Annotated in this window: 23 protein-coding genes; 19 read left to right on the top strand and 4 right to left on the bottom strand. The window is 52.4% G+C overall.

Annotated features, from left to right (window positions below; all coding sequences use genetic code 11):
- Window positions 1–10: 10 nt before the first annotated feature.
- Entirely contained in the window at window positions 11–697 is a 687-nt protein-coding gene (locus C8N36_RS12770; RefSeq protein WP_097804933.1) for a flagellar hook capping FlgD N-terminal domain-containing protein, read from the top strand.
- 6 nt (window positions 698–703) lie between these two features.
- Here C8N36_RS12770 and ubiB read toward each other — a convergent pair whose 3' ends face one another.
- Both ubiB and ubiE read right to left on the bottom strand, forming a co-directional pair.
- Entirely contained in the window at window positions 704–2236 is a 1533-nt protein-coding gene (ubiB, locus tag C8N36_RS12765; protein ID WP_097804934.1) for a 2-polyprenylphenol 6-hydroxylase, read from the bottom strand.
- Window position 2237: 1 nt separating this feature from the next.
- Entirely contained in the window at window positions 2238–2990 is a 753-nt protein-coding gene (gene ubiE, locus C8N36_RS12760; protein ID WP_097805061.1) for a bifunctional demethylmenaquinone methyltransferase/2-methoxy-6-polyprenyl-1,4-benzoquinol methylase UbiE, read from the bottom strand.
- Between the two features lie 172 nt (window positions 2991–3162).
- On the opposite strand from ubiE, the gene mutM reads away from it, so the two are divergent.
- From mutM to C8N36_RS24875, 9 genes are all read left to right on the top strand, one after another.
- Complete coding sequence (gene mutM, locus C8N36_RS12755; RefSeq protein ID WP_097804935.1) at window positions 3163–4014, top strand: bifunctional DNA-formamidopyrimidine glycosylase/DNA-(apurinic or apyrimidinic site) lyase; 852 nt, start codon at window positions 3163–3165, stop codon at window positions 4012–4014.
- A gap of 64 nt (window positions 4015–4078) precedes the next feature.
- Window positions 4079–4855: an enoyl-CoA hydratase gene (locus C8N36_RS12750; protein ID WP_097804936.1), complete on the top strand. Its 777-nt coding sequence runs from the start codon at window positions 4079–4081 to the stop codon at window positions 4853–4855.
- Between the two features lie 233 nt (window positions 4856–5088).
- Window positions 5089–5352, top strand: coding sequence for a 30S ribosomal protein S20 (rpsT, locus tag C8N36_RS12745; RefSeq protein ID WP_097805062.1), 264 nt, complete (start codon window positions 5089–5091; stop codon window positions 5350–5352).
- A 478-nt stretch (window positions 5353–5830) separates the two neighbouring features.
- Window positions 5831–7183: a chromosomal replication initiator protein DnaA gene (gene dnaA / locus C8N36_RS12740; RefSeq protein ID WP_097804937.1), complete on the top strand. Its 1353-nt coding sequence runs from the start codon at window positions 5831–5833 to the stop codon at window positions 7181–7183.
- A gap of 171 nt (window positions 7184–7354) precedes the next feature.
- A complete protein-coding gene (gene dnaN / locus C8N36_RS12735; RefSeq protein ID WP_097804938.1) occupies window positions 7355–8473 on the top strand; it encodes a DNA polymerase III subunit beta in 1119 nt (372 codons plus the stop codon).
- A gap of 67 nt (window positions 8474–8540) precedes the next feature.
- Window positions 8541–9647 (top strand): DNA replication/repair protein RecF, encoded by a 1107-nt coding sequence (gene recF, locus C8N36_RS12730; protein WP_097804939.1) that lies wholly within the window; start codon window positions 8541–8543, stop codon window positions 9645–9647.
- A 187-nt stretch (window positions 9648–9834) separates the two neighbouring features.
- Complete coding sequence (gene gyrB / locus C8N36_RS12725) at window positions 9835–12252, top strand: DNA topoisomerase (ATP-hydrolyzing) subunit B (protein WP_097805063.1); 2418 nt, start codon at window positions 9835–9837, stop codon at window positions 12250–12252.
- A gap of 1021 nt (window positions 12253–13273) precedes the next feature.
- The gene (locus C8N36_RS24880; RefSeq protein ID WP_370739152.1) at window positions 13274–13786 is read left to right on the top strand and encodes a hypothetical protein; all 513 of its coding nucleotides are present in this window, start codon (window positions 13274–13276) and stop codon (window positions 13784–13786) included.
- Window positions 13787–13876: 90 nt separating this feature from the next.
- Window positions 13877–14059: an integrase core domain-containing protein gene (locus C8N36_RS24875; RefSeq protein ID WP_370739157.1), complete on the top strand. Its 183-nt coding sequence runs from the start codon at window positions 13877–13879 to the stop codon at window positions 14057–14059.
- Window positions 14060–14085: 26 nt separating this feature from the next.
- Here C8N36_RS24875 and C8N36_RS12715 read toward each other — a convergent pair whose 3' ends face one another.
- Complete coding sequence (locus C8N36_RS12715; RefSeq protein ID WP_097804940.1) at window positions 14086–15447, bottom strand: FliI/YscN family ATPase; 1362 nt, start codon at window positions 15445–15447, stop codon at window positions 14086–14088.
- An 85-nt stretch (window positions 15448–15532) separates the two neighbouring features.
- Here C8N36_RS12715 and C8N36_RS12710 point away from each other — a divergent pair, with 85 nt between their 5' ends.
- Genes C8N36_RS12710 through C8N36_RS12670 form a run of 9 tightly spaced genes read left to right on the top strand, consistent with a single transcriptional unit; the run spans window position 15533 to window position 20086 of the window.
- Complete coding sequence (locus tag C8N36_RS12710; protein WP_097804941.1) at window positions 15533–15910, top strand: FlgB family protein; 378 nt, start codon at window positions 15533–15535, stop codon at window positions 15908–15910.
- Between the two features lie 14 nt (window positions 15911–15924).
- Window positions 15925–16314: a flagellar basal body rod protein FlgC gene (gene flgC / locus C8N36_RS12705; protein ID WP_097804942.1), complete on the top strand. Its 390-nt coding sequence runs from the start codon at window positions 15925–15927 to the stop codon at window positions 16312–16314.
- A 28-nt stretch (window positions 16315–16342) separates the two neighbouring features.
- Window positions 16343–16636, top strand: coding sequence for a flagellar hook-basal body complex protein FliE (fliE, locus tag C8N36_RS12700; protein WP_097804943.1), 294 nt, complete (start codon window positions 16343–16345; stop codon window positions 16634–16636).
- Between the two features lie 4 nt (window positions 16637–16640).
- Entirely contained in the window at window positions 16641–16910 is a 270-nt protein-coding gene (locus C8N36_RS12695) for a flagellar biosynthetic protein FliQ (RefSeq protein WP_097804944.1), read from the top strand.
- Window position 16911: 1 nt separating this feature from the next.
- Window positions 16912–17625: a flagellar hook-basal body complex protein gene (locus C8N36_RS12690; protein ID WP_097804945.1), complete on the top strand. Its 714-nt coding sequence runs from the start codon at window positions 16912–16914 to the stop codon at window positions 17623–17625.
- Between the two features lie 9 nt (window positions 17626–17634).
- Window positions 17635–18420, top strand: coding sequence for a flagellar basal-body rod protein FlgG (gene flgG, locus C8N36_RS12685; protein WP_097804946.1), 786 nt, complete (start codon window positions 17635–17637; stop codon window positions 18418–18420).
- Entirely contained in the window at window positions 18420–18836 is a 417-nt protein-coding gene (flgA, locus tag C8N36_RS12680) for a flagellar basal body P-ring formation chaperone FlgA (RefSeq protein ID WP_097804947.1), read from the top strand. Before flgG ends, flgA begins: the two co-directional genes overlap by 1 nt.
- An 8-nt stretch (window positions 18837–18844) precedes the next feature.
- Complete coding sequence (flgH, locus tag C8N36_RS12675) at window positions 18845–19573, top strand: flagellar basal body L-ring protein FlgH (RefSeq protein WP_370739153.1); 729 nt, start codon at window positions 18845–18847, stop codon at window positions 19571–19573.
- Between the two features lie 9 nt (window positions 19574–19582).
- On the top strand, window positions 19583–20086 hold the full coding sequence (locus C8N36_RS12670; protein WP_097804949.1) for a flagellar basal body-associated FliL family protein: 504 nt from the start codon (window positions 19583–19585) through the stop codon (window positions 20084–20086).
- 51 nt (window positions 20087–20137) lie between these two features.
- Here the strand turns inward: C8N36_RS12670 and C8N36_RS12665 are convergent, their stop codons facing one another.
- The gene (locus C8N36_RS12665; protein WP_097804950.1) at window positions 20138–20560 is read right to left on the bottom strand and encodes a hypothetical protein; all 423 of its coding nucleotides are present in this window, start codon (window positions 20558–20560) and stop codon (window positions 20138–20140) included.
- Between the last annotated feature and the right edge of the window lie 2 nt (window positions 20561–20562).

Raw genomic sequence — 20562 nt, 5'->3', positions numbered from 1 at the left:
GGACGAAAATATGACCGATACCGCAGCAATCCAACCCGTTGTCAGCAGCACTTCTTCTGCAGGGACAACAACCACGAATAGCGCCGCCACGTCTTCGGCGACCGTTAGTTCTGATTTCGAGACTTTTCTCAAAATGATGACGGTTCAAGTCCAAAATCAGGATCCTATGAACCCAATGGATTCTACAGAATATGCTACGCAGCTTGCGACATTTTCATCTGTCGAACAGCAGGTACTAACCAATGATTTGCTCAAAGAAATGGGCGCAATGCTGGGGGGGAACGCCCTTCAGCAGTTTGGCAGTTGGGTTGGCATGGATGCTTTGGCACGCACACCTGCTCAATTCACCGGAGAACCGGTGGTGTTCAGGCCTGAATATGCCGTCGGGGCAGAAACGGCGAATTTGCTGGTTCGGAATTCCAGCGGTGATGTTGTGCAAAGGCTGTCTATTCCCGTTGGCCAAGAAGAGGCAATTTGGGCCGGAGTAGATGACCAAAACAATATCTATCCGGATGGATCATATCGTTTTGAAATCGAGAGTTACAAGGGCGAAGAGTTGCTCGAAACTAACTTGGCTGCTGTCTACAACCGGGTGGATGAAGTCAGGAATGAAGGCAGCGAAGTGATGGTTCGTTTGGCGAGTGGCGCCGAATTGACAACTTCCCAAGTCGATGGGTTGCGTTCTGCAGGTACCTGATTGCGTCTAGGTTAGGTAGATCAAAAAACCAATGCAGCCAGAGGCCGTGATTGCCCCAATTCCAGCCCATCCCAGACGGACAGCCCATGGGCGCGATAGTTCCGGGGTTGGTTCTTGAATTTGTCGAATCAAAGCATCTTCAACCAGTCTTGGAAGACGGGGTCCGAAACGCGCAAGCACCCGGGCAGTCTGACTGAAATCACGAAGCACAGCTTTGGGGCCAATGGATTTTTTGATGTAATCTTCGACGACGGGGTGCGCGACGGTCCAAATGTTCATTCTTGGGTCCAGTGACCGGGCGACTCCCTCAACAACAACCATCGTTCTCTGCAACAAAATCAACTCGGTTCTGGTTTCCATTCCAAACCGTTCTGTCACTTCAAAGAGGTAGGATAGAAGTTTTCCCATGGAAATTCGCGTCGCGTCCATTCCGAAAATGGGCTCGCCGACTGCGCGTAAAGCACGGGCAAATTCTTCGACATCGCGATCGGCGGGAACATATCCGGCTTCAAAGTGCACTTCCGCAACCCTGTGGTAATCACGACGGATGAACCCGAACAGTATTTCCGCATAGACGCGGCGTGTATACTCATCGATGTGCCCCATGATTCCAAAATCATAGGCAATAATATCGCCATTCGCCGCGACCTTAAGATTGCCTTGGTGCATATCTGCGTGAAAGAATCCATCTCGCAATGCATGGTTAAGGAACAGCTGCAGCACGCGTTCAGACAGCGCAGCACGGTCGTGACCAGCGGCGTCCAAAGCTGCGTTATCTCCCAAAGGCTCGCCCTCGGCCCAGCTCATCGTCATGACACCGCGCCCGGAAGTGCCCCATTTGATGTCCGGCAACTGAAACCCAGCATCACCTGCAGTGTTGGCGGCAAATTCACTGGCGGCAGATGCTTCCAGCCGCAAATCCAGCTCACCATTTACCACACCTTCGAAGTGGGCGATTACCTCTGTTGGGCGCAGCCGGCGTGAAGCTGGAGAAAAGAACTCAATAAAGCCTGCCGCAAAATAAAATGCATCGATGTCTTTGCGAAACGCCTTATCGATTCCCGGGCGTAACACTTTAACCGCAACGGTTTCGCCGGTTTCTGCCAAGCGTGCCCTGTGCACCTGTGCAATGGACGCCGCTGCAACCGGTTCGGAAAACTCCGAGTAGATTTCCTCTAAAGGTTGACCCAGCTCGGCTTCGATCTGGGCCCTTGCTGCGTCAATCGAAAAGGCCGGTAATTTGTCCTGCAAAACGCGCAATTCCTGAGCCATTTCATCGCCAACAACATCGGGCCGCGTCGATAATATCTGACCGAATTTGATGTAAGCCGGACCAAGCGCTGAAAGTGCCCGCACGGCAGGTGGCATCGAAGGATCGCCCTTTTCGCCAAGCCACTTGAACGGCCACGCCAGAACACGAGCCGCTATTCGCAAAGGAGCAGGGGTATCGAATGCGTCCAGAATGACACCCATTGCACCAGTGCGTTCAAAAGTGGCACCGGTTTGAATGAGACGCCAAATATTGTGCGGACCGCGCATTCTAGATCTTCCAACCAGAGTGAAGACAGGCGACGCCCATCGTCAGATTTCGGTATTTTGTATTCTCAAACCCGGCAGCTCTGACCATGCTAAGAAAAGTATCTTGATCTGGAAATTTTCTAATGGATTCAACTAGATATTGGTAGCTGTCTGCGTCGTTGGCAATAGCTTTTCCCATTTTTGGAATGACGTTGAATGAATAAAGATCATAGACCTTTTGCATCATTTCATTGGGAATTTGCGAGAATTCGAGAACCATCAACCGTCCCCCAGGTTTGAGAACACGGTAGGCCTCGTTCAACGCTTCTTGCGGGCGGGTTACATTTCGGATGCCGAACGAAATTGTATAAACATCAAAGGTATTGTCCGCGAATGGCAGTGCCATTGCGTCACCAACAACCCAATCCAAACTATCGCCCATTGCGCCAGCTTCAGCCCGCTGGCGGCCTTCGACAAGCATGGATTCTGTAATGTCGAGAACCGTTGAATGGCCGTGGCCTGCACGCTTCAGGAATTTAAACGAAATATCACCAGTGCCGCCGGCCACATCCAGCAACTGTTGGCCAGGGCGCGGGGCCAGCCAATCCATCATCGCATCTTTCCAAATGCGGTGAACGCCAAAGGACATAGCGTCGTTCATTACGTCATATTTTGAGGCAACCGAGGTAAAAACCCCCTGCACCCGTCCAGCCTTTTCGCTTTCGGGAACATCGGTAAAACCAAAATGCGTGGTATTGTCAGAATTCTCAGTCATCATACTGGTCCGGTTCGGCCTTCATATCGTCGTACCCCTCGTACAGAGATGGGTGCGAAAGAACAAACAGTCAAATGCGCGCAAAGGCTGGCACCAAGTCCTTGGATGGCGTGTTTGACTTTTGTTCCTGAGGGTTCCAGTTCTGTCAGCAAGGCAAGCAAAGGAGTCACCGATGCCAGAACTGCCCGAAGTAGAGACCGTTCGAAGAGGCCTTGCACCTTCGATGGAGGGGGCTGTGATTGTCCAAGCACGGGTCAATCGACCGGATTTGCGGTGGCCGTTTCCCGACAACATGGCTGAACGGTTGACCGGTGCACGGGTTGAAAGGTTGCGCAGGCGTTCGAAATATATCCTTGCGGATTTGTCGACGGGGGAAACGTTGCTGATCCATCTTGGTATGTCCGGCCGTATGCTTGTGTCGGGCGATCCATTGGGAAATTTCGTCCACGACCACCCCGCCGCCGAAAAGCACGATCATGTGGTTTTGGACTTCGACAACGGCGCACGGGCAACGTTTAATGATCCCCGTCGGTTTGGCGCAATGGATTTGTTGGAAACCGCGGCTGCTGAAAATCACAAGCTTTTGGCCGCGCTTGGACCAGAGCCGCTTGGCAATGATTTTAACGAATCCTATCTGACACGGGCGCTGGAAAACCGTAAGATGCCTATTAAATCGGCATTGTTGGATCAAAAAATTGTCGCGGGCTTAGGCAACATCTATGTTTGCGAAACGCTTTACCGTGGCAGAATTCACCCAGCCAAACGGGCATGTGACGCCACGAAAAAACAGCTTTGTGAACTGGTTCCGATCGTTCGAACAGTGCTGTCGGATGCCATCGAAGCAGGCGGATCTTCCCTTAAGGATTTCCGCCAAGCCGATGGAGAGCTTGGATATTTTCAGCATAGTTTTGATGTATACGGGCGCGAAGGGGCGGGGTGCAATACATCTGGATGTGCAGGCAAAATTGAACGAATCGTGCAATCGGGTCGTTCGACGTTCTTTTGTAAAATTTGTCAAAGATAGCTTGAACCGAGCCGCCACAGTGGTAAGCCTAAATTTCTGAGGAAACGGACGGAGCCCGCAACCTATGGCCTATGAGACGATCATCGTCGAAGTAGAAGACCACGTCGCTACCATCAAATTGAATCGCCCGGACGCATTGAATGCGCTCAACACACAGCTGTTGGGTGAGTTGAATGACGCACTGGCGGATGCAGACCGCAATGACAAAGTGCGCTGCATTATTATCACCGGCTCGGCTAAGGCCTTTGCCGCAGGTGCTGATATCAAAGAGATGGCCGACAAGAGTTTTGTCGACATGTTTATGTCGGACTTCTTCGGCAAAGAAGGCAACGCGATCATCAGCACGCGCAAGCCCGTAATCGCGGCAGTCGCCGGTTACGCGCTGGGCGGTGGATGTGAACTTGCCATGATGTGCGATTTTATTATCGCAGCAGAAAACGCAAAATTCGGCCAACCCGAAATCAATCTGGGTGTTGTAGCCGGGATCGGCGGGTCACAGCGCCTGACGCGGTTTGTCGGTAAATCCAAAGCAATGGACATGAATTTGACCGGTCGCTTTATGGATGCCGAAGAAGCTGAACGATCAGGGTTGGTCAGCCGCGTCGTTCCGGTAAAATCCTTGATGGAAGAAGCGCGCGGCGCGGCCGAAAAGATCGCTGAAAAATCTATGATTTCGGCCGTTGCTGTCAAAGAGGCCGTGAACCGGTCTTACGAGACGACGCTTTCCGAAGGGTTGCTCTATGAACGCCGCTTGTTCCACGCGCTGTTTGCGACCGAGGACCAAAAAGAAGGGATGGCTGCCTTCTTGGAAAAGCGAACTCCGCAGTTCCGCGACAAGTAAGTGAAAAGCCATGATCGGGGATTTCAGCCTCGATCATGTTGCCTCGCGCCTTCAGAGCAGAAGGTCGCGGCAAAATGGGGCTTTCCAAATCGACCCGATTTGGCTATACGCGCCTCAATACATGCGCGTGATGCCCGCTAAGGCAAGAATCGGACCGATGGTTTCCCAAGGGAAAATTCGGCTTTGTGTTGTGTCACGCTGTCAACAGATACAAAGAATCAGGACCGATCATCATGGCTAATTCGCCCCAAGCAAAAAAACGCGCCCGTCAGAACGAAAAGCGTTTGGAAGTTAACAAAGCACGCCGTTCGCGTATCCGCACATTCCTGCGCGGCGTTGAAGAAGCAATCGCTTCCGGTGACAAAGCTGCTGCAACTGCTGCTTTGAAGGCCGCTCAGCCAGAGCTGATGCGCGGCGTCACCAAAGGCGTTTTCCACAAGAATACCGCGTCACGCAAAGTTTCTCGTCTCGCGGCACGTGTAAAAGCGTTGGGATAAAAATATCACGCATTTTGTGTGAGTTTTTGAAGGGCACCACTATATGTGGTGCCCTTTTTCGTTGCAGTGCCAAGATCTTTAGCGGTCAGAGATTCTTTTTCTGAAATCTCCGAGTCAAGGCGTAAGATCAGTTGCCGGACCTCCCAATAGATTGGTAATTTCACCGAGCGAGTCACATCGCAGGGGGGACAGGCTGCCGATCCAAAGACACGTATAGACGTGCGGTTGGATCACTCGAGTCGACGCCAGTTTGGTATTGCCGAGTACTCAGGGGAACACCCCTGGCCATGTCCATTGTAAAAGCGGGTCATTTCGGCTCGACCTTCGCGGGGATGCGAAGGGTAGTACTTATGACTTTGAGGAATTTCCTCTCAGCCTATGCCTTTGGCATGGGACTGTTGTCGTGTGCTCTCTGATATGTGACGCGCCGCCGGAGTCACGGCCGGTGAAGAGAAGTCAGGTAAGGAAACAGGGACAGATGACAAAAGAACAATGGGGCGCGTTGCAAGAGCAGATCTGCAATACGGTTGGGGACAATAACTATAAAACCTGGATCAAGCCGCTTTCTTTTGCTGGAATGAACGACGAGGGCGTCGTTACACTTCATGCGCCGACAAGCTTTTTTGGCAGCTATGTATTGCAAAACTACGGGGACATGCTTCTGGCGCAGATTTCAACTGTTGCGCCAACTGTACGCCGCATTTCCTATGCCGTTGAGCAAGCCAGCGCTTCTAGCGAACCCAAGGCACCGGCCAAGCCGGCCGAACCTGTAGCGGCCGCGCCCAAGACACTTCCGGGTGCGCCATTGGATGGCCGGTTTACCTTCGACAACTTCGTCGTCGGAAAGCCAAACGAATTGGCCCATGCCGCCGCCAAACGTGTGGCCGAAGGTGGCCCGGTGACCTTCAACCCCCTGTTTTTGTATGGCGGCGTAGGTCTGGGTAAGACGCACCTGATGCACGCCATTGCGCACGAACTCAGCGCCCGAAATCCACATCTTTCTGTGCTGTATCTGTCAGCAGAACAATTCATGTATCGCTTTGTGCAATCCTTGCGCGAACGCAAGATGATGGATTTCAAGGAGATGTTCCGCTCCGTTGATGTTTTGATGGTGGATGACGTTCAATTCATTGCCGGCAAAGACAGCACTCAAGAAGAGTTCTTTCACACCTTCAACGCCCTTGTTGATCAAAACAAACAGATCATCATCTCGGCCGACCGGGCCCCGGATGAAATCAAGGATCTTGAGAACCGCATCCGGTCCCGTCTGCAATCTGGTTTGGTGGTGGATCTGCACCCTACCGATTACGAACTGCGTCTTGGCATTTTGCAGACCAAGGTCGAAACTTATCGCACCATGTACCCTAGCCTGTCGATCGATTCTGGCGTGTTGGAATTCCTTGCACATCGGATCAGCACAAACGTGCGTGTCCTTGAGGGGGCTTTGACCCGTTTGTTCGCTTTTGCGTCACTGGTCGGAAAGCCGATCAATATGGATCTGGTCCAAGACAGTCTTTCAGATGTTCTGCGTGCTTCTGAACGTAAAATTTCGATCGATGAAATTCAGCGCCGTGTCGCAGAGCACTACAATATTCGCCTCAGCGATATGATTGGCCCCAAGCGGGTGCGCAACTTTGCCCGCCCTCGCCAGATCGCAATGTATTTGTGCAAACAGCTTACATCCCGGTCCTTGCCGGAGATTGGCCGACGGTTTGGTGGACGTGATCACACGACTGTCATGCACGGGGTTCGGCGGATAGAAGAGCTGCGCGTACAAGATGGACAAATCGACGAAGATGTCGAAATGCTACGCAGGGCGCTAGAAGCCTAATTTGCCTAAAAAGCTGAGCCTTAGCTAACACAGATTGCGATGTGGCCACGTTTGGGTGGCCACATGCACTTGACGACCTTGTAAAACAATCGGACAAATCATCAAAACGGGGCTTGGAGCGCTGGACTGACCGGTCTAGTGTGCGCATCCGACTATGCGGAGAGATGGGCGATGAAGATCAGTATTGAACGCGCCACACTGTTGCGCGCAGTGGCACAGGCACAATCAGTTGTCGAACGGCGCAATACCATTCCGATATTGGCAAATGTGCTGATTGAGGCGGAGGGTGACACCGCGACATTCCGCGCAACTGATCTCGATATCGAGGTGCTGGACAAAGCTCCGGCAAAAGTCAGCCGTGCCGGTGGCACAACGGTTTCAGCTGTCACGCTGCATGAAATTGTTCGCAAATTGCCTGACGGCGCTTTGGTCGAGTTGGAAGAGGACAGCACCGCAGGGCGTTTGTCTGTCGCCGCTGGCCGATCGAACTTTTCGCTCGCTACCTTGCCGCGCGAAGACTTCCCGATCATGGCTTCATCGGAATATAACAGCAATTTCACAGCAAAAGCACAGGTCTTGCGCCGGCTGTTCGACAAATCAAAATTTGCAATTTCGACAGAAGAAACACGTTACTATTTGAACGGCGTCTATTTGCACATTGCAGATAGCGATGGCGGCCGTGTTCTGCGCTGCGTAGCAACAGACGGGCACCGCTTGGCGCGTATTGATGCGGACCTACCAGATGGAGCTGCTGATATGGCAGGCGTGATCGTACCGCGCAAAACTGTGGGCGAATTGCGCAAACTGTTGGACGAAGATGACATGGACATTGCCGTGTCAGTGTCTGAAACCAAAGTACGCTTTGCCACACCTGATATCACGCTGACATCCAAAGTCATCGACGGCACTTTCCCAGATTACACACGGGTCATTCCGCAAGGGAACACGCGTAAGCTGGAAGTCGATGCAAATGACTTTGCCAAGGCCGTTGATCGGGTCGCAACCGTATCTTCTGAACGCTCGCGCGCAGTTAAGCTCCAGTTGGACGAAGATCGTTTGATCCTGTCTGTGAATGCCCCGGATAGCGGTGCTGCCGAAGAAGAGTTGGCTGTTGCCTATGGCGACGAGCGTCTGGAAATCGGGTTTAATGCGAAATACCTGCTGGAAATTGCCAGCCAGGTAGACCGCGAAAACGCCGTGTTCTTGTTTAACTCATCCGGGGATCCGGCCTTGATGCGTGAAGGCAATGACACCAGCGCCGTCTATGTCGTTATGCCGATGCGTGTGTGACGCGGATCGATTTTTCGTCGAAAAATCGCGCTCGCCAGTGGGATGAGCAGATAAAGAAGGGTCGGGGATGGGCAAACTGTATCTGTCACATCTGACTCTGTCGCATTTTAGGTCGCACAGATTGATTCGTCTTGATCTGGATGCACGCCCGATTGTAATTCACGGCGATAACGGGGCCGGTAAAACCAATCTGATAGAAGCTGTTTCGCTTTTTTCTCCTGGTCGCGGTTTGCGGCGGGCATCGGCAAAGGATATGGCGCGCAGGCCGGAATCCCTGGGTTGGAAACTGAACGGAATTCTCAACGCTCCAAGTGGACAGCATGAGATATCGATCACGTCCGAAGCAGGTGCATCAAGGCAGGTTCAAATCGACAGCAAGTCGACCCCACAAACGGCTCTTGCCAGCTTGTGTAGGGTCTTGTGGTTGATCCCTGCCATGGATCGCTTATGGATCGAGGGAGCAGAAGGCCGCAGGCGTTTTTTGGATCGGATGGTGCTCAGTTTCGTGCCCGGCCACGCCGAAGCTTCTCTGACATATGAAAAAACCATGAGAGAACGAAACAAGTTGCTCAAGGAGCAAGTTCGGGATGCGCATTGGTACACCGTTCTAGAAGCCCAGATGGCTAAAACAGGTGCTGAGATAAATGCCAACCGTGTAACAACGCTTGAACGCTTGCGGTTGGCCCAACAAGATGCCGAGACGCAGTTTCCTACCGCCGACTTGGAATTATTGCAAAGCGAAGGTTCAATGCCTGCCACGCAGGAGGATCTACTGGATGCTCTCAAAGAAAGCCGCTTTCGCGATATGTCCGCGGGTCGAACTCTTGTTGGGCCGCATCGTACCGATATGTATGGGGTTTTTGCGGCTAAGGGAGTGCCTGCAGCAGAGTGTTCGACTGGAGAGCAAAAGGCGCTTTTAATATCGTTGATTTTGGCCAATGCTCGCGCGCTGTCCGAAGACATCGGCGCGCCTCCTCTTTTGCTACTGGATGAAGTTGCGGCCCATCTTGACGCCGGTCGCCGTGCGGCGCTGTACGATGAAATTTGCGGTTTGGGGGCACAGGCCTGGATGACTGGAACTGGCTCAGAGTTATTTTCCGATCTTGGCGCAAGGGCGCAGCACTTGGAAGTCAGTGAAAATGGGGACTGCTCACTGGCAAACACCACTCCCTAAGACGGTCTGACCGAACCAAGATTTCCGCGTATGTGTAGGTCGTTTTCTCGTGCCACGACCCGCATTCCGACGAACCCTGAACACGGTGTCTTTGAACTTGCCGAATACCGCCAAATCTTGCGGCATGTGCGTGACAAAGCAGCATGATGACGCTATAAATTCCGATAAAATAACAAAGGAAACGGACATGTCCGACACCGCAGGCAAGCCTGAAGAATATGGCGCGGATTCCATTAAAGTTCTCAAAGGCTTGGAGGCGGTTCGCAAGCGCCCCGGCATGTATATCGGCGACACTGATGATGGCTCTGGCCTGCATCACATGGTCTATGAAGTTGTAGACAATGGCATCGATGAAGCGCTGGCCAAACACGCTGACTATGTGAAGGTCAAAATCCATTCGGATTCCAGTGTTTCGGTACGTGATAACGGTCGCGGAATCCCCGTCGATATTCACACCGAAGAAGGCGTTTCCGCCGCCGAAGTGATCATGACCCAGCTACACGCAGGCGGGAAATTCGACAGCAACTCGTACAAAGTGTCCGGCGGCTTGCACGGTGTGGGTGTTTCGGTTGTGAACGCGCTATCTGTTTGGTTGGAATTGCGGGTGTGGCGCAATGGGAAAGAGCACTTTGCCAAGTTTGAGCATGGAGAGACTTCGGAGCATCTTCGTGTCGTTGGCGAGGCAAATGGTGAAACCGGGACGGAAGTCCGATTTTTGGCCTCAACGGGCACGTTTTCGAACTTGGACTACTCGTTCGAAATCTTGGAAAAACGTTTGCGAGAACTCGCCTTCTTGAACTCCGGTGTGCGGATTCTTCTCGAAGATGAACGCCCCGCGGAACCGTTGATCAGTGAACTCTACTTCGACGGCGGTGTTAAGGAATTTGTTAAATACCTTGACCGTTCCAAGCAGCCCGTCATGCCCGAACCGATTTATATCAACGGTGAAAAAGACGATATTGGCGTCGAAATCGCCATGTGGTGGAACGACAGTTATCACGAAAACGTCTTACCGTTTACCAACAACATCCCGCAGCGCGATGGTGGCACACACCTTGCCGGTTTTCGCGGGGCCCTTACCCGTCAGATCCAAAAATACGCTCAGGAAAGTGGCATCACCAAGCGCGAAAAAATATCGTTCACTGGCGATGATGCACGTGAAGGCCTGACAGCTGTCTTGTCGGTCAAAGTGCCCGATCCTAAATTCAGCTCTCAAACCAAAGACAAACTGGTGTCCTCTGAAGTCCGCCCGGCGGTAGAAAGCATGATGGGCGAAAAGCTCGCTGAATGGTTCGAGGAGAACCCAGCGCAGGCCAAGCAAATCGTTGGGAAGATCGTTGAAGCCGCTTTTGCCCGCGAAGCAGCCCGCAAAGCCCGTGAACTGACCCGCCGCAAGACAGCCATGGATGTCAGCTTTAACGCAGCCAAGTTGAAAGACTGCTCTGAAAAAGACCCGTCTTTGACCGAACTCTTCTTGGTGGAAGGGGATTCGGCCGGAGGATCTGCTCAAACCGGACGAGATCGGAAAAATCAGGCTATTTTGCCCCTACGCGGTAAGATTTTGAATGTTGAACGGGCAAGATTTGACCGGATGCTCGGAAGCCAGGAAATTGGCAACCTTGTGATGGCGCTTGGCACAGGCATCGGCCGTGACGAATTCAATATCTCAAAGCTGCGCTACCACAAAATCGTCATTATGACCGATGCGGACGTCGATGGGGCCCACATCCGAACGCTTTTGCTAACTTTCTTCTATCGTCAGATGCCTGAGTTGATCGAAGGCGGATTTTTGTACATCGCGCAGCCTCCACTTTTCAAAGTGGCACGAGGAAAGTCCGAGGTGTACCTGAAGGACCAAACTGCGCTTGATGACCATTTGATTCACCAAGGCATTGAAGGCGCGCAGTTGAAATTGGGCACCGGTGAAGTCATCGTGGGTCAAGATTTGATCCGGGTTGTAGAAGAAGCACGCCAGTTGCGCCGTGTTATCGAAGCGTTCCCAACACATTATCCACGCCATATTCTGGAACAGGCTGCTGTTGCTGGGGCCTTTGTTCCGGGGGCTGTAGATAGCGATCTCCAAGGCGTGGCCAACAAGGTTGCGGCCCGTCTTGATTTGGTTGCATTGGAATATGAACGTGGTTGGAACGGCCGCATCACGCAAGATAAAGGTATTCGCCTTGCACGCATTTTGCGTGGTGTTGAAGAGGTTCGGACGATGGACGGGTCGATGCTTCGCTCGGGAGAGGCTCGTAGAACTGGTAGTTTTACGGAAAGCTTGCAGAGTATTTACGGCACCTCCGCCTCTTTGGAACGAAAAGATCGTTCCCAAGTGATCAATGGTCCTATCGAGCTTCTGAAAGCAATTTTGGAAGAGGGTGAAAAAGGTCTGTCGCTCCAACGCTACAAAGGTTTGGGCGAAATGAACCCAAGTCAGTTGTGGGAAACCACACTAGATCCGGATGCTCGGACCCTTTTGCAGGTGACTGTGGATGATTTGGCTGAAACAGACGACTTGTTCACCAAGCTTATGGGTGATGTTGTTGAACCAAGGCGTGAATTTATCCAACAAAATGCGCTGAACGTAGAAAACTTGGATTTTTGATCCTTGTTTAGGGTAGCATATAAAATTGTGTGGCGCGCATACTGTTGCGCGTCACTGGTGCATTGAACTGGTAAATAAGTTTATTATATTCAGTATCTTACGATATTTTGGTACATTGTTCACGAAGGCATAAGTGTAAAGTGACAACTCGTGCGCCGCAAATAGCCCGTTGAAAGCAAAGAAATATCTTTGCGGGGGCAGTATTCACTGAAAGCAACTTCGAACCGAGACTTCTGAGGTGCCCCTAGTTTCCTAGACGCCTGATGCGGTCCCGTTTCAATAGCAGCAATACGTGACTGTATTAACCATTCCCTGGCTATGAGTGTTTGCATGTATGAGAAGGATGACAATTCCCACGACGGCTCATGCTTGAGACCAAGTTGCGTTTGCCGTAAACTTTGCCGCTGTCCGTCGAGGTCTGTTGGATGAGTTCAGTTTGGTGCGCATCATCAATCGCCGAATCCAGAGCCTTCTGAAAACAACCTATATGCCTTACATTTCCAGAAAGTAGCTGCCCAGAAGAATACCCTGATCTAGGCCCTCTGACCTTTCAGGAACTCCCGGAGATCGCTTCTGGCATCGAGGCTGGATCCTAAAGTCTAATTTAAACCGACAGGAAATGCTCAATTATTGAAGGACTTGAGGGCGTGAAAACCCCTAACCTGTTCTTTGCCGATCTAAGTGCTTCCCACTTTGTGTTCGCGATGCACCCTGAATGACGTTGCTTCCGGTTCGAAAGGTAGCAGGCAGAAAATGTGTTTTAGGCAAGTGATCGAATTTCGTGATGGATCAATATTCACCCGTCAAAAGCGACTTTCCTGGTCCGTTAAGGTGGTCAAAAGCGGCGATAATGTCCACTGTCAGACGCGTTACTTCGCTCTAGTTGCTGTTCGTGCGAAGGCGGACGCTGAGAAATCAGTACCAAACAAATCTGTTCGAGCATGCTTGGGCAATCCGCCCGACATTCAGGGGTGTTTGTCGGTAGAATTTTCTCGACGAAGAACGAGGAGAGTTTGGTGACATGATCAAACTACGCGAAGCTCGGATCATGGGTACTTTTGAAGCAAGCGAAAAGCGGTGTGCCTATTTGGGATCTCTACCGGGAGCATGGTATGATCACAGCCTGTTTTTACAATTGGCGGGCCGTATAAAGTGGGATGGACGCGTCGCTGATCATGTAGATGAAGGCACTGGAGCAAGTTTTGTTGCGCCAATGGTCCGAGCGACAATAGCGCGCGCGAACAAGCATTTGAAAAAATTGTTGTTTGAGAAGAGCTTGCAGAAAGACTTTCTGAAAGGGACCCTTGGAAAAAGGCGGAGGCAGTCCAACGCAACGAGATGGCCTATCGGGCCGTGCGGTACAAATTTTTTAGTATCCGGTTTGCATGCCGGACATTCAGCATCAGTAAGACTTGTGATCTGTATTAGCCGAAGCTGGACAATGCGAACGGGTGGATCGCCGATTGGCTGGCGTGGCAAACCGCTGGTCTTTTGTGTGGGCACCGGCCCAAAATCCATCAGTGGGACACTGTAAATCGGGGCCGGGAAGGCAGGCAGCATCCTGATGTTCACTAGATTGGGTAAGCCTCAACAAAACGCATAGGCCGAGCGCTAAAATCGCACAATCAGGACCGAATGGTTGGGACGGTATCATTTTAAAACTATAGGCGATGCGCGGGATCACGCCAGACGGTGGCTCTGGACATACAGCAACGAGAGGCCAAACATAGGGATCGGAAGTGTGACACCAGTACAAAAACTGAAGGCAGCTTTGGTTCTACTGGCGCACTCTACCAAAAATGGGTGATTACCTCCTATTGGTACACGCGCTTGTCATTTGGTCAACGCCGTTACAGGCCGGCGGGTTTGTTGCGGTGTAACATTAGCCCGGCGAAGGATGAGCTGAAGCTTTTGAAAGGCCTGTTCAGGTCCATTTGCTGACGCATCAGCCAAAAAACCGTCCAAGTCCGGCCAAGCACGAATCGCTTGATCCAAAACAGGGTCTTCGCCGTCGCGGTAAAGTCCAGCGCGCAACATGGTTTCGGATCTAGCGTATGCGCCCAAAAGCTGTCGTACTTGTTGGATAAGGTCATTCTCTGGAGGGCTTGCGGCCCCCGGCAGGCTTCGAGAGACGGATCGCAATAGATCAATTGCCGGAAACCGACCTCGTTCCGCGATTTGGCGGTCCATCACTACGTGCCCGTCCAACACGCCTCGTAAAATGTCAGCAACAGGTTCATCCATATCTGACCCTGCAACCAAAACGCTGAAAATCGCGGTGATATCACCTGCATCCCCGACGCCTGTGCCTGCTCTTTCGGCCAATCGCATAATTTGGTGGGCAACAGATGGTGGATGCCCCCGAAGGGCCGGAAGTTCACCTGATGCAATTGCGACTTCCCGATGTGCTTCGGCAAACCGAGTGATTGAATCTGCAAGATAAAGAACATGCGCACCTTGATCTCTGAAGTGTTCTGCAATTGTCATTGCAGCCAAGGGGCAACGGCGCCGTTCAAGCGGGGATCGATCAGAGGTCGCGGCGACAACAACGCTGCGGGCCATTCCTTCTGGACCCAGAACATTCGTCACAAAATCAAGGACTTCCCTACCTCTCTCGCCAACAAGAGCAAGAACAACGATGTCGGCTTCGACACCCTGTGCCAATTGCGCCAACAGCATGGATTTCCCAACCCCTGACCCGGCAAACAAGCCAATCCGTTGGCCCTTGACGATCGGCAAAAGCGTGTCGAAAATAGCCAGCCCGGTAGACAGACGCCCACCCAAACTGCGACGGGCTGCCGCTGGCGGTGGGCTTGCCCGAAAGGGTCTTCGCCTTGGACCTGGCCCCAAAGGGGCCCCATCCAACGGGCGGCCGTAGGCATCGATCACACGGCCAATCCAGCTGTTGCACGGGGCCAATGTGGGTGCGCCCAGAACAGCAACCCGATCTCCTTTGGAAACCCCATCGGCAGGTTCGTCTGGCAACATTGCAATCAGATCATCCCGAATCCGCAAGACCTCACCTCCAAGTTCACCCTCTGGCTGGATGAGTCGAAGACGGTCGCCGATACAGGCATCATCGGACAAGCCCCGAACCCAGATCGTTGTACCGTCAACGGCTTGGACGCGTCCAACTGCCCTGACAGGTTGCATTTGTGAAATGCGGGCCTTTAGGCCGGCGATGTCTTCTTCCATCGGTCGCTCCGTTCATTTGTATGCAAACTGTTTCTAAAGGAATCAGGGTTAAGCCTTAGTTGAAGCAATCGAGGGAGAAGCCCCGATGTTCCAAAACTTGGACATCTTCAGAACGGCGATGGCACTGGCACGGCATGCTGGAACTCAACAAGCGTTGAGCGCTCAGAATATCGCGAACTCTGATACGCCCGGATATCGGGCCCGGGAAATGCCGGAATTTCAAGACACTTTGCGTGGCTCTTTTACAGTCCAGCGCGCCACACGTGATGCCCATTTTCACGGTACTGTGGATCATGTCGCAGCCAGTCAGGTGCGTGATACGGCCTTGGATCCAAACGGAAACTCCGTCTCTCTTGAAGAAGAAATGGTCAAGGCAACAGACGCCAAGCGCCAGCATGACAGGGCGCTTGCGATCTATCGCAGCAATTTGTCAGTCCTCCGCACGAGCCTTGGCCGTCGCTAAGAAAGGTATGTAAAATGAGCGCTTTTTCAGATGCACTTTCGGTCACGTCAAGTGGCCTCAAGGCCCAAGCCAACCGCCTGCGGGTGGTTTCGGAAAACATCGCCAACGTCGACACGCCGGGCTATCGCCGCAAATCGATCCCGTTTGAACTGGAGCGTAACAGCACCTCTTTGGCGCGGGTCGAAGCAGGGCAGGTTAGCTTGGACAAACGTGAACTGGAACGCATCCACGATCCGTCTCATCCGATGGCCGATGAAAGTGGCCATTACGAAGGGTCGAACGTTAACCTAATTATCGAAATCGCCGATGCCCGAGAAGCTCAGCGTAGCTACGAAGCCAATCTAAAAATGTTCGACCAAACGCGCCAGATGTCCACCGGACTGATGGACCTTTTGCGTCGTTAAACCCTCAGAATAGAAACAGGAGACCAGAATGGACGTCCGTTCTCTTTTTGCGGCCCAGAAATATGCGGCATCAATGCCGGCGATGGAGCCGAAACCTGAAATTGTACCCCAAGTGGAAAAACAATTCGCCGATTTTGCGAATGAGTTTTCCAACACGCTGAAACAGGCTGAAGGCGCTGCAAATAGCGCGATGGTTGGCAGCGCTGATCCTCATGCATTGGTCGAAGCACTGGCGCAATCAGAGCTGGCCGTCGAAACAGTGGTCGCAGTTCGTGACAAGGTGGTTGAGGCCTACCAAGAAATCCTCAGGATGCCGGTGTAAGCCTATGATGACGGAAACCATATTTTTCGACACATTAAGGCAAGGTCTTTGGGTTGCCACGGTGACGTCGATCCCAATTTTGTCAGCGGCTTTGGTGGCGGGGGTCGGAGTCGGATTGTTCCAGGCCCTGACCTCCATTCAAGAAATGACACTGACCTTCGTACCCAAGCTATTGGCGATTGTCGCAGTCTTCTGGATTTCCATGAGCTTCATGACACGCTCATTGGTTGATTTCTTTCACAACCAGATCATCCCACTGATTACAGGAGGATAAAATGGAATCAGCAGGCTATGCAGCCCTCTCCCGTCAAACGGGCTTGATGCGCGAAATGCAAGTTATTGCGAACAATATCGCGAATGCAAATACAACCGGTTTTCGCCAAGAAGGGGTGATTTTCTCGGAATATGTCACCGAAGCAGACGGGCTGTCCGGCGTTGCCATGGCCTCGGCTCGGGTGCGCAATACGTCGTATATGCAGGGCACTTTGGAGCAGACCGGTGGCATGTTTGATATGGCCATCGAAGGTGACGGGTTTTTCCTGATTGATGCGCCAGGTGGGCAGCGTTTGACGCGTGCTGGGTCGTTTTCTCCGAGCGCAGAAGGAACTTTGGTCACATCTGACGGGTATCGGGTGCTTGATACCGGCGGGGCACCGATTTTTGTACCGCCTCAAGCCAGCGATCTGGCTGTTGGCAGCGACGGTACCATCAGCACAGATGGCCGTGCCATAGGTCAAATCGGCGTGGTTCGCCCGTTAGAACAAGGTCTTATGACTCGTGAAGGCGGCGTTATGTTTAATGCCGACGAGGGGTTTGAACCTGTCGACAACCCAAGTGTTGTGCAGGGGTATGTTGAGGCATCCAACGTCGATCCAATTCTTCAAGTCGCCCGTATGGTCGAAGTCCAGCGTGCCTATGAATTGGGGCAAAGCTTTATGGAACGCGAAGATGAGCGTGTCAGAACCGCCATCAAGGCATTTATTAAATAGGAGGCATCTATGCGTGCGCTAAAAATCGCGGCTACGGGCATGAGCGCCCAACAAATGCGGGTTGAGGTGATATCCAATAACCTCGCTAACATGAGCACGACCGGGTACAACGCCCGGCGCGCTGAATTCGCAGACCTTCACTATCAACAAATGACTCGTGCGGGAACCGTCAATGCTTCTGATGGATCTGTCTTGCCGACGGGGATTCAGCTGGGTTTAGGTGTGCGTCCGGCAGCAGTTTCGGTTCAACTGTCGCAAGGCTCTCTGTCCGCCACTGGCGGTGACTTGGATGTTGCCATCGAAGGAGCGGGTTATCTCGAGGTAACGCTTCCCTCCGGCCAAACCGCATATACGCGCGATGGCGGCTTAAAACGGACGGGTGAGGGCCTAATTGTGACGTCCGAAGGCTATGAAGTGTCGCCGGAAATTGTCATTCCAAACGACGCTCGCAGCATTTCCATCAACAACGATGGAGAAGTCTACGCCTATTTCGCTGAAGAAGCGGAAGCGCAGCTTTTGGGGCAATTCACCATGGCAGGCTTTACAAATCCCAAGGGATTAGAAGCCATCGGATCAAATATGTTTACTGAAACCGAAGCATCAGGACCGCCAATCCAATCAACTCCTGGCGAAGACGGTCTCGGGACTATCAGGCAAGGGTATCTGGAAGCCAGCTCTGTTGATGCGGTGCGTGAAATTACCGAACTGATCGAAGCGCAACGTGGATACGAATTGAATTCCAAGGTTATTTCTGCTGCGGATCAGATGCTTAGCGCAACAAGTCAGGTGAGATAATGAAACTTTTGCTCGCCATTCTTCCGTTCCTCGCGGGACAAGCGGTCGCAGAAACGATCGTCGCCACCCGATCAATTCGCCCTCAACAGCTCATCACCTCCGAAGATGTACGCGTTGATCCGGCGGTTGTGGACGGAGCCCACGTTTCTCTTGTCGAAGTCATCGGCCAAGAGGCGCGTGTCGCCATTTATGCAGGTCGTGCCGTGATGATGGGGCAGGTCGGGAAACCGGCGTTGGTTGAACGCAACCAAATGGTCGAGCTGATTTTTGTCCGGGGTGGACTGCAGATTGCTGCTGAGGGTCGGGCATTGGCAAGAGCCGGATCAGGTGAACGAATACGGGTCATGAACACCGACTCCAGAACAGTTTTGTTTGGGACTGTTGAGTCAAACGGCACCGTCGTGGTTTCAAAATGAGGAATACAATGCTTAGAATTTTTTGTCTTTTGGGTCTCGTTTTGATCAACTCGGCCTGCGCCCGCTTGGATCATTTGGGAAAAGCGCCGTCGTTCACCCCACCAGCCGAAAGCCCAGAGCGCGTGGCGATGATTGCTTCCGGTGTGTATAATGTGGCCCCTTTGCAGCGGCAGTCAGAGGCTGCATCCCTTTGGAGCTCTGGGAAAACTTCGCTTCTTGGCGATCGCAGAGCAGTCCAGCGCGGCGATATCATGACAGTGGTCATTGAAATTGACGAAAGTGCCGAGATTTCAAACGAGACAGATAGATCACGATCAGGGTCAGAAGACATGAGCGTGCCACAACTGTTTGGGGTTCCTCAGCGCATTAATAAAGAGTTGCCGACTGGCGCGAGCCTCGACCCGGCAGTTGAATTGGACAGCTCCAGCAAATCAAAGGGCAGTGGATCTGTGAAGCGCAGCGAGACTCTGACGTTGCGCGTGGCGGCCACTGTGACTGATGTCTTGCCCAACGGAATTCTAGCAATCGAGGGCATACAAGAAGTAAGGGTCAATTTCGAGATGCGTGAACTTCTGGTTTCTGGCTACGTGCGCCCCGAAGATATCTCCCGGCAAAATGAAATTACCTACGACAAAATCGCATCAGCGCGAATTTCCTATGGTGGGCGCGGGCAGATCAGCGACATGCAACAACCTCGGATTGGTCAACAGGTCCTTGATGTTGTGCTACCTTTCTAAGGAGGTCCCATGCGAAAACTGTTACCCATTATACTAGCCTTGATCGGCACCGCTGCCGGTGTTGGGGCAGGTTTGTTCCTCATGCCTGCCCCGGACCCAGAAGATGCGCATGCAGCGGCTGACTGTGTGGTTCCAATGGAGGAAGTGCATCACGTGACGGCAGAGGCCAAACAAGATGGTCCAACCGAAGGGCGTGATTACGTCAAGCTAAACAACCAGTTTGTCATCCCAGTAGTGGGACCTGACAGGGTCAACGCGCTGGTGGTTGCTTCGCTTAGTATTGAAGTTCCTACGGGATCGACAGAGGTTGTCTATGCAAGAGAACCAAAACTGCGAGATGTATTCCTTCAAGTCCTCTTCGATCACGCGAATATCGGTGGCTTTGAGGGAACATTTACATCAGGTGACCGCATGGAGATTTTGAGGGCTGCTTTGCTTGAAGCCGCTCGGCCCGTTCTAGGAAATGACGTCAGTGACATTCTGATCACCGAAATAGCCCGTCAAGACACCTAACAAACGCGTTTTAGGAAAAAACTGCCCCGATAGGGGCAGTTTTCGTTCGTTCTAGTATCCAAAACCTTGCCGCAAAGTGCTCTGTTCGTCCAACCGGTCCGCATCCCGCAACAAAGCCTTCTTCTTGGCCTTTTGCCGCTCATCTTCCAAAATGGATTTTGACGCTTCTGCCCGTGCAAACGCCGTGCGCGCTTTGGCGAGACTTTCGCCTTCATAGGCGCGCGCCATGGCTGCATCGCGCATAAGATCTGCGCGCCGGCGCATCAACCACCCTTGCCAAAGCGTGTCTGCACCAACCAAACGACGGGCCTGAAGGCCCTCGCCATCATGCTGAGCTGCAACTCGAAGTGAATCAATCTCTTCAATTTCCTGAGCGATGCTTTGGCTCTTAGCTAAGTTGCGACGATGGGCTTCCAAAGCTTGTTCACACAGTGTGTCTGTAACTTGCACCAAGTCATCTATTCCAGATGTCATGA

Source organism: Pelagimonas varians (genome assembly GCF_003208435.1).
GTDB classification, from domain to species: Bacteria; Pseudomonadota; Alphaproteobacteria; order Rhodobacterales; family Rhodobacteraceae; genus Pelagimonas; species Pelagimonas varians.
The sequence above is the reverse complement of the archived record's forward strand: the minus strand, read 5'-3'. Positions and strand labels throughout refer to the sequence as shown.

Excerpts from the sequence above, each read along its gene's own strand:
- C8N36_RS12770 (WP_097804933.1), top strand. The coding sequence starts at position 11 with ATGACCGATACCGCAGCAATCCAACCCGTTGTCAGCAGCACTTCTTCT.
- ubiB (WP_097804934.1), bottom strand. The coding sequence starts at position 2,236 with ATGCGCGGTCCGCACAATATTTGGCGTCTCATTCAAACCGGTGCCACT.
- ubiE (WP_097805061.1), bottom strand. The coding sequence starts at position 2,990 with ATGACTGAGAATTCTGACAATACCACGCATTTTGGTTTTACCGATGTT.
- mutM (WP_097804935.1), top strand. The coding sequence starts at position 3,163 with ATGCCAGAACTGCCCGAAGTAGAGACCGTTCGAAGAGGCCTTGCACCT.
- C8N36_RS12750 (WP_097804936.1), top strand. The coding sequence starts at position 4,079 with ATGGCCTATGAGACGATCATCGTCGAAGTAGAAGACCACGTCGCTACC.
- rpsT (WP_097805062.1), top strand. The coding sequence starts at position 5,089 with ATGGCTAATTCGCCCCAAGCAAAAAAACGCGCCCGTCAGAACGAAAAG.
- dnaA (WP_097804937.1), top strand. The coding sequence starts at position 5,831 with ATGACAAAAGAACAATGGGGCGCGTTGCAAGAGCAGATCTGCAATACG.
- dnaN (WP_097804938.1), top strand. The coding sequence starts at position 7,355 with ATGAAGATCAGTATTGAACGCGCCACACTGTTGCGCGCAGTGGCACAG.
- recF (WP_097804939.1), top strand. The coding sequence starts at position 8,541 with ATGGGCAAACTGTATCTGTCACATCTGACTCTGTCGCATTTTAGGTCG.
- gyrB (WP_097805063.1), top strand. The coding sequence starts at position 9,835 with ATGTCCGACACCGCAGGCAAGCCTGAAGAATATGGCGCGGATTCCATT.
- C8N36_RS24880 (WP_370739152.1), top strand. The coding sequence starts at position 13,274 with ATGATCAAACTACGCGAAGCTCGGATCATGGGTACTTTTGAAGCAAGC.
- C8N36_RS12715 (WP_097804940.1), bottom strand. The coding sequence starts at position 15,447 with ATGGAAGAAGACATCGCCGGCCTAAAGGCCCGCATTTCACAAATGCAA.
- C8N36_RS12710 (WP_097804941.1), top strand. The coding sequence starts at position 15,533 with ATGTTCCAAAACTTGGACATCTTCAGAACGGCGATGGCACTGGCACGG.
- flgC (WP_097804942.1), top strand. The coding sequence starts at position 15,925 with ATGAGCGCTTTTTCAGATGCACTTTCGGTCACGTCAAGTGGCCTCAAG.
- fliE (WP_097804943.1), top strand. The coding sequence starts at position 16,343 with ATGGACGTCCGTTCTCTTTTTGCGGCCCAGAAATATGCGGCATCAATG.
- C8N36_RS12695 (WP_097804944.1), top strand. The coding sequence starts at position 16,641 with ATGATGACGGAAACCATATTTTTCGACACATTAAGGCAAGGTCTTTGG.
- C8N36_RS12690 (WP_097804945.1), top strand. The coding sequence starts at position 16,912 with ATGGAATCAGCAGGCTATGCAGCCCTCTCCCGTCAAACGGGCTTGATG.
- flgG (WP_097804946.1), top strand. The coding sequence starts at position 17,635 with ATGCGTGCGCTAAAAATCGCGGCTACGGGCATGAGCGCCCAACAAATG.
- flgA (WP_097804947.1), top strand. The coding sequence starts at position 18,420 with ATGAAACTTTTGCTCGCCATTCTTCCGTTCCTCGCGGGACAAGCGGTC.
- flgH (WP_370739153.1), top strand. The coding sequence starts at position 18,845 with ATGCTTAGAATTTTTTGTCTTTTGGGTCTCGTTTTGATCAACTCGGCC.
- C8N36_RS12670 (WP_097804949.1), top strand. The coding sequence starts at position 19,583 with ATGCGAAAACTGTTACCCATTATACTAGCCTTGATCGGCACCGCTGCC.
- C8N36_RS12665 (WP_097804950.1), bottom strand. The coding sequence starts at position 20,560 with ATGACATCTGGAATAGATGACTTGGTGCAAGTTACAGACACACTGTGT.